Origin of the sequence: Saccharopolyspora indica (assembly GCF_027853965.1) — a bacterium.
Classification (GTDB): domain Bacteria; phylum Actinomycetota; class Actinomycetes; order Mycobacteriales; family Pseudonocardiaceae; genus Saccharopolyspora; species Saccharopolyspora indica.
In genome coordinates this window covers 19855-32237 of sequence record NZ_JAQGLB010000028.1, presented here as the reverse complement: position 1 = coordinate 32237, position 12383 = coordinate 19855, and the positions used below count along the sequence as shown (strand labels likewise).

The following is a 12383-nucleotide window of genomic DNA, read 5'->3' as shown; positions in this document are numbered from 1 at the left end:
AACGCAGCAGGCCCAACGCCCGGACCGTCGCGTTCACGACGATCCGGGACGTCGACCAGGCCGTCGCGGGCACCGGCGCCGGGTCAGCAGACCGAGTCGCTCGGCTTGGGCACTCCGAGCCCGAACAGCGGGCGCAGCTTCAGACCCACCCAGGTGCCGACCAGGGCCAGCAGGCCCCAGAGCCAGCCGTGCAGGGAGAACGAGGCGATTCCCGAGAAGTAGGCGCCGATGTTGCAGCCGTAAGCGAGACGGGCGCCGTAGCCCATCAGCAGCCCGCCGATCACCGCCGCCAGCACCACCTTCGCGGGCATGCGCTTGGCCAGCACGAACGCACCCGAGGCGGCCGAGGCGACCAGTGCCCCGACGATGATCCCGAAGTCGAGCACCGAGGTGGAGTCGGCCAGCACCGGGCCCGCCAGCGAGGCGGCCCGCTCGCCCTGCCAGTAGGGCCAGCTCGCCACGTCGACGCCGACCGCCTGCAGCGCCTTCGAACCCCACAGGACGAATGCCGAGGTGATGCCCCACGGAGTGCCGCGGGTCAGCAGGACGACGGCGTTGAGCCCGGCCAGCAGGAGCGCGCCGACCCACAGCGGCCACGCACCGCGCAGCACCCGCCACAGCCCGCGCGACGTCGGCGGCCGACCGGCCGGGGGAGCGTCGTGCCGGCGAGCCCACCGGATCGCGATGAAACCGATCGCACCGAGCACGGCCAGCTGGACGACCAGCGCACCGAAGTAGCCCAGGCCGGTGTCCTCGGCCAGCGAGAAGGAACCGAGGGTGATCGCCTCGGAGGTCCACAGCGGAAAGTGCAGGGCGCCCAGCACGGAACCGCAGATGAAGAAGAACAGCGTGATGACCATCAGGGTGTTGCCGCCGCCGACGGCGAACAGCGTGCCCGAGGCGCACGCACCACCCAGCTGCATGCCGATCCCGAACAGCAGCGCGCCGACGACCAGGCCGAGTCCGACGGGGGAGACGTTGCCCTCCGCCTCACCGCCGAAGAAGGTCACGCCGCCGGCCAGGATCGGGGCGAACAGGATCGAGGCCACGCCGAGCATCAGCAGGTGCGCCCGGATGCCCTCGGTCTGCCCGACGGAGACGAGCTGCCGCCAGGCGGAGGTGAACCCGAAGCGGGAGTGGAACAAGGTCAGTCCGAGGGCGAGCCCGAGCGCGGCCAGCACAGCTGACTTCACCCCGACCACGACGGCCGCGGCGGCCACCAGGGCCACGGCTGCGAGCACGCCGGCGGTCAGCGGAACCCACTGCGGCTTTCCCTGCGGTTCTTGCGGGGGCGCGGTTCGCTGCGGGGCGGATGTGGCTGTGGTCGACATTCTCGTCACTCCAAGGCTGGAAGTGGATCGCACCGACGAAACCACGTCCAGGCGACCGATCACCACCAGTTCCGGACTGTGGGAAAGCTGGGGATCGATCTGATGCGAATACCGCGCAACCCGGTGCGGCACCGACTCCGTCTGTAGGGCATGAGACGCCTACACACCGCAATGGGTGCGGGGGCTCTGCTCCTTGCGCTGGCAGCCTGCGCCCAACAGCCGACCGATGACGTGGGTTTCGGCGGTCAGCCGCCGGCACCGCCCGGACCGGTGCAGCCGAAGCCGGAGAACGAACGGACCGCCGTCGCGGAGAGCTCCCTCGACACCACGGCGTTGCCGAAGGGCTACCCGGCGAAGGTCTGGACCCAGGAGGACGGGACCGCCCTGGTGGCCACCGGTCAGGAAGGCGGCTGCAGCAAGGTGCACGCCGAACTGGCGGAGCAGACCGCCGAGCACGTCAAGCTCGTCCTGGTCGAGGAAACCCCGGAGCCACCGGGGATCTGCACGATGGACCTGCGCTACCCGCCGGTGGCGGTCCGCCTGGACGCGCCGCTGGACGCCAGGAAGGTCGTGCTGGAACAGCGCGACGTCAAGGTCCCGCGCTGATCAGCGGTACCTGAAGGAAGGCCTGCCGTGACCACGAGTTGAACGGACAACCGGAAACACCGCGTTTCCCGCAGGAGGTGGGGCTCCTGCGGGAAACGTGGCGTTTCAGCGTCTGCGCCCGGTTCAGCGGCCGAAGGAGATCTGCAGGGTCGGTTTCGTGGCCTCGGCGAAGAAGTCCTCGCCCTTGTCGTCCACCACGATGAACGCCGGGAAGTCCTCGACCTCGATGCGCCAGACCGCTTCCATGCCGAGCTCCGGGTACTCCAGCACCTCGACCTTGCGGATGCAGTCCTGCGCCAGCCGGGCCGCGGGACCGCCGATGGAACCGAGGTAGAAGCCGCCGTGGGTGCGGCACGACTCGGTGACCTTGGCCGACCGGTTGCCCTTGGCCAGCATGACCAGCGAGCCGCCCGCGGCCTGGAACTGCTCGACGTAGGCGTCCATGCGTCCGGCCGTGGTGGGGCCGAAGGAACCGGAGGCGTAACCGTCCGGCGTCTTGGCCGGTCCCGCGTAGTAGACCGGGTGGTCGCGCAGGTAGCCGGGCATCGGCTCGCCGGCGTCGAGCCGCTCGGCGATCTTGGCGTGCGCGATGTCGCGCGCCACCACCAGCGGCCCGGTCAGCGACACCCGGGTCTTGACCGGAAGCTTGGACAGCTCGGCGCGGATCTCGCTCATCGGGCGGTTCAGGTCGATCTTGACGACCTCGTCGGAGAGCTGGTCGTCGACCACGTCCGGCAGGTAGCGGGCCGGGTCGCGCTCCAGCTGCTCCAGGAACACGCCCTCCGGGGTGATCTTGGCCTTGGCCTGGCGGTCCGCGGAGCAGGACACCGCGACGCCCACCGGGAGCGAGGCGCCGTGCCGCGGCAACCGGATCACCCGGACGTCGTGGCAGAAGTACTTGCCGCCGAACTGCGCGCCGATGCCGAACTGCCGGGTCATCTCCAGCACCTGCTGCTCCATCTCGACATCGCGCAGCGCGTGCCCGGAGGCCGAGCCCTCGCGCGGCAGTTCGTCGAGGTAGCGGGCGGAGGCCAGCTTGGCGACCTTGAGGTTGAACTCGGCGGACATGCCGCCGACCACGATCGCCAGGTGGTAGGGCGGGCAGGCCGCGGTGCCCAGCGAGCGCAGCTTCTCCTCCAGGAACCGGCCGAGCCGCGTCGGGTTCAGCAGCGCCTTGGTCTCCTGGTACAGGAACGTCTTGTTCGCGCTGCCGCCGCCCTTGGCCATGAACAGGAAGTCGTAGTGCGGATCGGTGCCGCCCTTGGAGTAGAGCTCGATCTGCGCGGGCAGGTTGCTGCCCGTGTTGCGCTCGTCCCAGAAGTTCAGCGGAGCCATCTGGGAGTAGCGCAGGTTCAGGTCCTGGTAGGCGTCGAAGATGCCGCGGGCGAGCGCCTGCTCGTCCTGGCCGCCGGTGAGCACGGACTCGGTGCGCTTGCCGATCACGATCGCGGTGCCGGTGTCCTGGCACATGGGCAGCACGCCGCCCGCCGAGACGCACGCGTTGCGCAGCAGGTCGGTCGCCACGAACCGGTCGTTCGGGCTGGCCTCCGGGTCGTCGATGATCGCACGCAGCTGGGCCAGGTGCGACGGGCGCAGCAGGTGCTGGATGTCCTTGATCGCCTCGGTGGCCAGGGCGGTGAGCGTGCTCGGCTCGACTTCGAGGAAGCGCCGGCCGGCCGCCTCGACGACGCGAACGCCTTCGGTGGTGACCAGGCGGTACTCGGTGTCGTCGGGACCGAGCGGCAGTACCTCGGTGAAATCGAACTTCGTGGTGGTCACGTCGCGGCTCCTTTGCGCGCGTTCGGGTTACGCGATGCCCCATGTAACCGCGTGGTGGATCAGCGCGTCCACGGGGGTGGCTCAGGTGTGACGGATCGCCAATCAGGCGGGTGGCGGTGCGCGGCGTCGCACCTGCGAGGCTTGCGGCCGGACTTGTCGCCGCACTTCGGGAGCGGTGCGTGGAGCTACGGAGGTCACTTTGTCGACGACCGATCCGCTGAACGAGCTGGTCAACCTTCGCGATCTGGGCGGACAGCCGCTCGGGGACGGCGTGCTGACACGAGCGGGTGTGGTCTACCGCAGTGACGCTCCGCACATCGGTGACCGGAACCCGGAGAGCATGCCGAGCTGGCCGCCGAGCGTGGTGGTGGACCTGCGGGGCTCCTGGGAGACGAAGGACGAGGAGCACCCGCTGGCCGGTGTCGCCGAGGTGCACCACGTCTCACTGCTGGAGGACCTCCAGGACGTCGAGATCGAGCTCGACGATGCGGCGCACGACCTGACCAAGCTCTACCAGACGATCCTCCAGGGAGCTTCGAAGAAGCTGGTCGAGGTCTTCCGCATCGTGCTGGAAGCGGACGGCCCGGCCCTGATCCACTGCTCGGCGGGCAAGGACCGGACGGGGGTGTCGGCGGCGTTGCTGCTGAGCTCCGCGGGAGTGCGCGACGACGCGATCGTGGCCGACTACTCCCGCACCGACCAGAACATGCTCCGGGTCTTGCAGCGGCTCGACAGGGCTCCCGTCTTTCCGCCCGGTGTGGACGAGGAGATGGTCCGCGAACTGATGTCGACGCCGGCGGAAGCGATCGAGAGCGTCTTGGAGACCTTCGCCGCCTACGAGGACCGGGCAGCGGGCTGGCTCCGAACCCACGGCGCGACGGACGAGGAGCTGATCCGCTGGCGCCAGAAGTTCAACGCCCGACCCTGACCGGACGGCGAACGGCGAACGGCCTGCTCACCTCGCGGAACGAGGTGAGCTGGCCGTTCGCCGCTACGAACCAGCACCCGTGGAGGGCGCCGAGTAAGGGTCGGGAGGTCGGACCCGTCCGAACGACGACCCCGGCCTCCCGGAGAAGGCGGCAGGAGAACCCACCGCGAAGCCAATCACCCGGAAACCAAAACCTTGACCCCCCACCCAAAAAAATCAAAGAGCCAACCGGGTAAAACCCAACACCAACACCCCACGAACCAGCACCCACGACCAACCCAACCGAAACATCGCAGGCAGGTCCGCGACGCCAGGACAGCCGAGGAACTCTCTCGGAGCACTACCGCACCGTGGAGAGAACCCCGACTGACCATTCCGCAGACATGGATGGCTAGTCCGTGAGCAGGCCGGGGACGGCCAGGAGGGCGAGGAGCTCTCCTGAACGTCACCACCGCACCGTGGGGGTCTGCGGGGGCTCGGCCCCCGCAAAATCATCTAAAGGGGCGAACGGTCTGCGCTTTCCGCAGACACACCTCTCCCATCGACGCCCCTTTAGCTCGCGTAAGCCCGCAGCCGGTCGGCGCGGTCGCCCTGCCGGAGCTTGGACATGACCTCGCGCTCGATCTGCCGGACCCGCTCGCGGGACAGGCCGAACGACTTGCCGATCTGGTCCAGGGTGCGCGGCTGGCCGTCGTCGAGGCCGTAGCGCATCCGGATCACCGACTGCTCCCGCTCCTCCAGGGTGGCCAGCACGCGGCGCAGGTCGTCCTGCAGGAAGCCGGAGATCACCGCGTTCTCCGCGTCCGCGGATTCGGCGTCCTCGATGAAGTCGCCGAGCGGCGCGTCCTCCTCGGCGCCGACCGGCATGTCCAGGCTCACCGGGTCGCGGGAGTGGTCCATCAGGTCGAGGATCTTCTCCACCGGGATGCCGGCCTCTTCGGACAGCTCCTCGTCGGTGGCCTCCCGGCCGAGCTTCTGGTGCAGGTCGCGCTTGATGCGGGCCAGCTTGTTGACCTGCTCGACCAGGTGGACGGGCAGCCGGATGGTGCGGCTCTGGTCGGCCATGCCTCGGGTGATGGCCTGCCGGATCCACCAGGTGGCGTACGTGGAGAACTTGAAGCCCTTGGTGTAGTCGAACTTCTCCACCGCGCGGATCAGGCCCAGGTTGCCCTCCTGGATCAGGTCCAGCAGCGGCATGCCGCGGCCGGTGTAGCGCTTGGCCAGGCTGACCACCAGGCGGAGGTTGGCCTCCATCAGGTGGTTCTTGGCTCGGCGGCCGTCGCGGACCACGGCGTTGAGGTCGGAGCGCCGCTCCGGGGAGAGGTTGTTGCTGGTCTCCACCAGGTGCTTGGCGAACACCCCGGCCTCGATGCGCTTGGCGAGGTCGACCTCTTCCTGTGCGGTGAGCAGCGCGGTGCGCCCGATGCCGTTGAGGTAGACGCGCACCAGGTCTGCCGATGGACCCTGGGTGTCCAGGTCTTCGGTGACTGCGACGTCTGGCTTGGTGGTCTGCGGGACGGTCATGAGCTCCCTCCCTGACGGGCTGGCTTGGCGGGCGCAATTCACACCTGCGCGCCGTTGCGCGGTGTGTTGGACGCGTACGCTCGTTGGTACGGGCTTGCGCGTCGACGTCTCCTCCGGGTGTTGTCGATCGGTGCCCCCGGCACCTCTCGGCACGGCCGTCGAAGCTTCGTTACCTGGAAAACGACCGGCGTGCCGAATTCGTTCCCGAAGTTCTCGATTGGGAGACGTCATGGCGGTCACATCGGTTGCGCCACCAAGTCTGAGGATTTCCTGAGAACCCCCGTTACATTTACACCTCAACCAAAAGGGTGAATGGCCCGTCGTTGACGCTCTCCACCGACATCATCGCCCCGAACACCCCGGTGGAGACCCGCGCGCCCCGCTCGCGCAGCTCCGACACGACCGCCTCGACCAGCGGTTCGGCGTGTTCCGGGCGGGCCGCCTCGGTCCACGACGGGCGCCGCCCCTTGCGGGTCGAGCCGTAGAGCGTGAACTGGCTGACGACGAGCAGCGGTGCCCCGGTCGTGGCGCAGGACTCCTCGTCGCGCAGCGCGCGAATCTCGTGCAGTTTGCGTGCCATTTTGACGACTTCTTCACGCCCGTCGGAATGCGTCACACCCAATAGCACTAACAGCCCGGGCTCTTCGATCTTGCCCGCGACGACACCGTCGACGGTTACCGAGGCGCGAGTGACCCGAGTGGCGATTGCTCTCATTGCGCACCATCCGCCCATTCCGCCGGAACGACCATTCCGTGCCGGACGAGCTCCCGGACCACGGGCACCGCGGCGCGCGTCAGCTCCTCGGCGTCCTCGCCGAATCCCATCGCGAGCAGTTCGAGGAGCTCGCCGAGCGGCAGCGCACCGCGGCACCCGGCGAGCAGCCGGACGCCGAGCTCGTCGACCTCGTGCTGCCAGCCCGGGCCGTCCGTGCGGTGCAGCCGGTGCACCAGCGGGGCCCAGCCCTCGTCACCGGGCTCGGACACCTGCTCCAGCACCGTGCTGTCCGCGGTGACCAGCCTGGTCGCCAGCAGCGCCTCGGCCGATCCGTTGGCGCGCAGCCAGTCGACGCGGCGCAGCCACTGGTCGGACTCGGGGCCGAGCGGGTCGTTGAAGGCGTGCCGCAGGTCCTCGCACACGACCTCGCCGCGCGCGGCGTCGGTGCGGCGCAGGGTGACGAACCCGAACCCGATGCCGAGCACGTCGTTGGCCTCGAACCAGTCCAGCCACTCGCCGGCCTTCTGCAGGCCCTGCGGGGAGCGCAGGTCGTAGCCCGCGTCGCGCAGCCAGGTCCCGACGTACAGGGCCGGGTCGGCGACGTCGCGCTGGACGAACCACGCGTCGACCCCGGCGCCCGGCGGCAGCCACCGGGAGACCCGGTCCTCCCAGTCCTCGCCCTCGCGGTGCACCCAGGACGCCAGCAGCTGCCCGGTGCCGCCCTCGTTGAGGAACGAGGGCAGCTGGCGCACCACCAGCGCGCTCGCGTCGTCACCGGCCAGGCCGGAGTCGCGGTAGGTGAAGTCGGTGCGCGGTGGCCCGACGACGAACGGCGGGTTGCACACCACCATGTCGAACCGGCGACCGCGCACCGGGTCGAACCACTCGCCCTCGCCCAGCTCCACGTCGATCTCGTTGAGCCGGAACGTCGCGTCGGCCAGCGCCAGCGCCCGCTTGGAGACATCGGTCGCGGTGACGCGCTGCGCGTGCGTGCTCGCGTGCAGCGCCTGCACGCCGCAGCCGGTGCCCAGGTCCAGCACCGAGCCGACCGGCCGTCGCGAGGTCGCCTGCACCAGGCTCAGCGAGGCGTGCCCGACGCCGAGCACGTGGTCGGGCTCGACCGGCCGGCCGCCGCGCAGGTCGGAGTCGAGGTCCGACACGACCCACCACGAGTCGTCGCCGACGCCGTGCGGGCGGACGTCGAGCCCGGCGCGCAGCCGGTCGCCGTCGGCGACGACGAGCCCGGCGGCCTGCGCATCGGACAGCGGCAGCGGGGCGAGCGCGGCCTCGACGGCGGCCTGCGGCTCGGCCAGCCCGAGCAGGAACAGCCGGATGAGCGTGCCGAGCGGACCGGCGTCGGTCGTGGCTCGCAGCGCGGGGACGGGTTCGCCGCGGCCCAAGGCGATGTGCGCTTCCGGGCCGAGCAGCTCGACGACGCCATCGGCGTCGTACCCGGCGGCGCGGAAGGCGTCGCGAAGTCGGTCGGTGCGGTCGTGGGACAGATCTGGAATCACGCCCCGATCCTCACACGTCCGCCGAATCCCGCATCCGCCCGCCGTCGTGGTCAGGGGTGGTTCGCGGGCCTCTCGTAGATGATCTCCAAGCCGTCCTCGTCGTCCCACTGCTCGCCGACCTCGGCGAAGCCGTACTGCGCCGCCAGCCGGTAGGACGCTGTGTTGTCCGGGCTGATGGTGACCCGGACCGTGCGCACCCGCGGTTCCCGGGCGGCGCGCTGGAGCAGTGCCTCCAGAGCTGCGCGCGCGTAACCGCGCCGGCGGTGCGCGGGATCGACCGCGTAGCCGATCTCCACCATCCCGGAGTCATCGGGCGGCCCGTGGTACCCCGCCCGGCCGGTGGCCAGCTCGCGCCGCACGTCCCAGATGACTCCGGTGACCCAAGCCGCGCTGCCGGGATCTTCCTCGACCTGCCTGCTGCGCCGGAGCCACACCCCGCGCCAGTCCGGCCCGGCGAAGTAGGCCGGGAGGGGCACCGGGCTCGCGGTGTTCGCCGCAGCCAGGTCACCAGCGGCGAGCGCCTGGAACGCGGGCCCGTCCAGGTGCACGATGCGCACCGCGGGCGATTCGGTTCGGTCCATCTGACCTCTCTGCCGACGGGCGGAAAACCGCTTTACTCCGCCGTCCGGGTGGGGGATCCTTCGCGCGGTCTGCTTGATCGGGTTGCGGAAGGTTGCGAATGTTCTCGATTTCCCTCGGTGGTGACAACGCGGAGCTCCGCCCGCTGGAGCCGTGGCGCGCGGCGGAGTTCCTGGCGCACATGGACCGGGGGAGGGAGCTCGTCGGGCAGCACATCGGGCTGGCCGACGCGGTCACCGACCTGGCCTCGAGCCGCGCCTTCCTCCAGCAGTACGCGGAGAAGGCGGCGGCCGACACCGGGCGGATCTTCGGGATCTGGGTCGCTGACGAGCTGGTCGGCGGTGTTCTCTTCCGGACCATGGACGTCCCGCGCGGCAACGCGGAGGCGGGCTGCTGGCTGGAACCGGCGGCCGTGGGCAAGGGCCTGGTCACGAGGGCGGCGCGGGTGATCATCGACTGGGCCTTCGAGGAACGCGGCATTCACCGGGTGGAGTGGCTCGTCTCGGCGGCGAACCGGCCCAGCATCGCGGTGGCCCAGCGGCTGGGGATGGTCAGGGACGGCGTGCTGCGGGAGAGCGGCGTGCACCGGGGCGAACGGCAGGACCTGGAGGTCTGGTCGGTGCTGGCACCGGAGTGGCGGAGCCGGAAGTCCGGCTGACCGAGGGCTCACGCGTCCGCCAGGACGCGGTCCAAGGTGCGCCGCCCCAGCAGGCTCATGCCCGGGTTGCTCTCGGCGTAGTACCAGACCAGCCCCATCGCCTGCTGGAAGGCCCACGCCCTGCCGCGCTCCCATTCGAGAGGGCTGCACCCGAGTTCGGCGCGGAACACCTGCCGCGGTTCCGCGTCGAGCAGGTGCCAGGCGGCGACCAGGTCCAGCGCCGGATCGGCCGGGCCGAGCCCGCCGATGTCGATGACCCCGGTCAGCCGCCTGCCGGACACGAGCAGGTTGCCGGGGATCAGGTCGCTGTGCGCCATCACATCACCGGTCGAGCCGCGGGGGAGCTCGCGCATGGTCTGCCACGTCCGGCGGAGCCGCGGGACGTCCAGGAGCTGCTCGCTGTTGTCGAAGCAGGTCTCCATCCAGGCGTCGTGGGAGCGGAGCTCACCGCCGCGTCCTGCGCCGGAGAACGTCCGGCCGCGGGTGTCGATGGTGCGCACACCGCGGATGAACTCGGCGAGGTCGCTCGCGAACGCCGCGGACTCGCCCACTCCCTCGGCCACGACCCCGGGAACCCAGGTCTGCACCGACCACGGCAGCGGGTACCCGGCGCCGGGCTCGCCCAGCGCGATCGGCTCAGGCGTGCGGAACCGCGTGCGCCCCAGCAGCTCCCGAGCCGCTGCCGCCTCGGCTTCGAGCTCGTCCCGCTTCGCCCCGGCTTCTCCCGGTTCCAGCGGGAACCGAGCGGTGAACCGCTCACCGATGCGGAAGATGGCGTGCACCGTTCCCCGCGAGTCGACCCTGCTGACGGGAAGTCCCCGCCATTCGGGGAACTGCCCGTCCACCAGAGCGCGCACCATCTCGGGTGACACGGTCAACTGCCCGGCGTGCATGTCCACACCGGCCAGCCTCACACGCCCCGATCACCACCCGCAAAGCATTTTCAGCCCTCGGTGCCCGTGTAAGCGGCGATCGTGCGGTCCGCGGCGGCTCGGGCTGCTCCTGGATCGGCCCCGGAAGCGATGTCGGCTTCGCACCACCGCCGTCCGCTGAGCGTCATGAACTCGATGCCCTGTTCCGACGCGGCCCACGTCTCCTCCGGGGGCACGGCTTCCCCGGCGAGGTGGACCGCCAGACCGCGGAGGGTGATGTCCCAGCCGATGCCGACCGCGCCGGGGCCGTACCGCTCCCAGTGGTCGTCGACGTGGGTCGTGTGCTCCAGTTCGAATCGCGTGCCACCGGCCGGATCGCCGGTCAGCCGGACCGAGATCCAGCTGACGCTTCCGCCGTACTCCCAGGTGGCGGCGAAGCTCCGCGGCGGATCGCACTGCTCGATCACGCCGCCCGCGTTGCCCTCGAGCTGGTAGCGGCCACCGAGGCGCAGCTCGCCGGTGACGGGCAGCAACCACCGCTGGATGCGTTCGGGATCGGTGCACGCGTCCCACACGTCATCGAGCTCGGCGGCGTAGGTCCGGCTGATCGTGAGCACCCGGGCCGTGCCCGAGTCGAGGTCCCGCGCGCCGATCCGGCGGTGCGCGGCGTCGATCTGATCGTTCATGCGCTCTCCTTGTCCTCTCCGCGGCTTCGCCGGGTGCGGCGCATCCGCTTTCCCCGGGCCAGCTCGGTTTCCAGGGCGTCCAGGCGTTGGGACCAGACGTGGCGGAACTGCTCCAGCCACTGGTCGACGTCGCGCAGCGGAGCGGTGTCCACGGTGTAGAAGCGGCGGGTCCCCTCGGCGCGAACCGAGGCGAAGCCGTTCTCGCGCAGCACGCGGAGGTGCTGCGACACCGCGGGTTGGGAGAGGCCGAACTCCTGCTGGATCACCGAGGTGACCGCCCCGGAGGTCTGCTCCCCGCTCGCGAGGAGCTCCAGGATCCGGCGGCGGACCGGATCGCCGAGTACGTCGAACGCGTGCACCCGAGCAATGATAAGCAGCAGATTATATAAGTCAAACGCGAAATTATTCGACCGGGTCGAGCTTGTAGTGGAGGCGGACCACCTGGGCGGACCACAGGCGGAGCGTGTGGTCGGTTCGGAGGGTGCCTTCGTCGTCGAGGTAGACGCGGAACGTCTCGTGGATCGGGATGCGGGCGGCGAAGGTGCGCCCCTTGTCCTCGACGACCGCGTAGGCGCCGTTCTGGCCGAACCCGCCGTCCGGGGATCGCAGCTCCAGCGCGCCGTCCGGCAGTGCGACCGGTTCGAGGAAGACCTGGATGTTGCCCGATTCGAGCGGGAACGCCACGTGCACGCTCGGGTTCCGCGAGCCCGGCAGCAGCTTCGTCGAGTAGCAGCCGCTGTAGACGTACTCGCCGGTCGACCGCAGCGTCCGGATCCACGCCGCGGCCTGCTGTTCCCCGCCGGGACCGAGGATCGGCACGACCCTGCTGTCCATGCCGCGGGCGACGTCGAGCGGGCGGGTGGGCAGCGCGAGCTGCTGCACGCGGCGCCCGAACAGCCGGGAGACGAGTTCACCGCCAGGCTGGAACACCGCGTTCCACTGGGTCCACACCTCCATGCGCCACCGGGAGGTGCACTCGTAGAAGTCCCGGATCTCCGGCCGCAGGTCGGCCGCCTCGAAGGTCGGCCCGTCCAGCTGCGACATGTCCGCGAGCAGTCCCGCGCCGTCGACGGAGCCACTACCTGCGGGCAGCCACCCCTCACCGACCTGCGAGCTGTCGTGCATGGGCGCGTCCAACCACTGCTCCGGACCACCGAGGTCGACGGCCCGGCCACGGAACCGCCAATAGGC

The 12383-nt window shown here is 70.3% G+C and carries 13 protein-coding genes; 3 read left to right on the top strand and 10 right to left on the bottom strand.

Annotated elements, in window-relative coordinates; genetic code table 11:
- Positions 1 to 83: 83 nt before the first annotated feature.
- Entirely contained in the window at positions 84 to 1331 is a 1248-nt protein-coding gene (locus tag OU416_RS36420) for a YeeE/YedE family protein (RefSeq protein ID WP_270931635.1), read from the bottom strand.
- Between the two features lie 270 nt (positions 1332 to 1601).
- Here OU416_RS36420 and OU416_RS36415 point away from each other — a divergent pair, with 270 nt between their 5' ends.
- On the top strand, positions 1602 to 1937 hold the full coding sequence (locus OU416_RS36415; protein WP_270931634.1) for a hypothetical protein: 336 nt from the start codon (positions 1602 to 1604) through the stop codon (positions 1935 to 1937).
- A gap of 123 nt (positions 1938 to 2060) precedes the next feature.
- Here OU416_RS36415 and OU416_RS36410 read toward each other — a convergent pair whose 3' ends face one another.
- Positions 2061 to 3716, bottom strand: coding sequence for a fumarate hydratase (locus OU416_RS36410; RefSeq protein WP_270931633.1), 1656 nt, complete (start codon positions 3714 to 3716; stop codon positions 2061 to 2063).
- A 199-nt stretch (positions 3717 to 3915) separates the two neighbouring features.
- Here OU416_RS36410 and OU416_RS36405 point away from each other — a divergent pair, with 199 nt between their 5' ends.
- Positions 3916 to 4644 (top strand): tyrosine-protein phosphatase, encoded by a 729-nt coding sequence (locus tag OU416_RS36405; RefSeq protein WP_270931632.1) that lies wholly within the window; start codon positions 3916 to 3918, stop codon positions 4642 to 4644.
- 552 nt (positions 4645 to 5196) lie between these two features.
- Here the strand turns inward: OU416_RS36405 and OU416_RS36400 are convergent.
- The 4 genes from OU416_RS36400 to OU416_RS36385 form a co-directional block, all read right to left on the bottom strand.
- Positions 5197 to 6168, bottom strand: coding sequence for a sigma-70 family RNA polymerase sigma factor (locus OU416_RS36400; RefSeq protein WP_270931631.1), 972 nt, complete (start codon positions 6166 to 6168; stop codon positions 5197 to 5199).
- A gap of 289 nt (positions 6169 to 6457) precedes the next feature.
- A complete protein-coding gene (gene dtd, locus OU416_RS36395) occupies positions 6458 to 6883 on the bottom strand; it encodes a D-aminoacyl-tRNA deacylase (protein ID WP_270931630.1) in 426 nt (141 codons plus the stop codon).
- Positions 6880 to 8397, bottom strand: coding sequence for a DUF7782 domain-containing protein (locus OU416_RS36390; RefSeq protein ID WP_270931629.1), 1518 nt, complete (start codon positions 8395 to 8397; stop codon positions 6880 to 6882). Before OU416_RS36390 ends, dtd begins: the two co-directional genes overlap by 4 nt.
- Positions 8398 to 8447: 50 nt before the next feature.
- Positions 8448 to 8978 carry a GNAT family N-acetyltransferase gene (locus tag OU416_RS36385; RefSeq protein WP_270931628.1) on the bottom strand — a complete coding sequence of 177 codons (531 nt, stop codon included), beginning with the start codon at positions 8976 to 8978 and terminating at the stop codon, positions 8448 to 8450.
- Between the two features lie 98 nt (positions 8979 to 9076).
- On the opposite strand from OU416_RS36385, the gene OU416_RS36380 reads away from it, so the two are divergent.
- Positions 9077 to 9634 (top strand): GNAT family N-acetyltransferase, encoded by a 558-nt coding sequence (locus OU416_RS36380; RefSeq protein WP_270931627.1) that lies wholly within the window; start codon positions 9077 to 9079, stop codon positions 9632 to 9634.
- A gap of 8 nt (positions 9635 to 9642) precedes the next feature.
- Here the strand turns inward: OU416_RS36380 and OU416_RS36375 are convergent, their stop codons facing one another.
- Genes OU416_RS36375 through OU416_RS36360 form a run of 4 tightly spaced genes read right to left on the bottom strand, consistent with a single transcriptional unit; the run spans position 9643 to position 12317 of the window.
- Positions 9643 to 10548 carry an aminoglycoside phosphotransferase family protein gene (locus tag OU416_RS36375; protein ID WP_270931626.1) on the bottom strand — a complete coding sequence of 302 codons (906 nt, stop codon included), beginning with the start codon at positions 10546 to 10548 and terminating at the stop codon, positions 9643 to 9645.
- Positions 10549 to 10577: 29 nt separating this feature from the next.
- On the bottom strand, positions 10578 to 11192 hold the full coding sequence (locus OU416_RS36370) for an SRPBCC family protein (RefSeq protein WP_270931625.1): 615 nt from the start codon (positions 11190 to 11192) through the stop codon (positions 10578 to 10580).
- Positions 11189 to 11551 carry an ArsR/SmtB family transcription factor gene (locus OU416_RS36365; RefSeq protein ID WP_270931624.1) on the bottom strand — a complete coding sequence of 121 codons (363 nt, stop codon included), beginning with the start codon at positions 11549 to 11551 and terminating at the stop codon, positions 11189 to 11191. The genes OU416_RS36370 and OU416_RS36365 overlap by 4 nt, the downstream gene beginning before the upstream one ends.
- Before the next feature lie 43 nt (positions 11552 to 11594).
- Complete coding sequence (locus OU416_RS36360) at positions 11595 to 12317, bottom strand: hypothetical protein (protein WP_270931623.1); 723 nt, start codon at positions 12315 to 12317, stop codon at positions 11595 to 11597.
- Between the last annotated feature and the right edge of the window lie 66 nt (positions 12318 to 12383).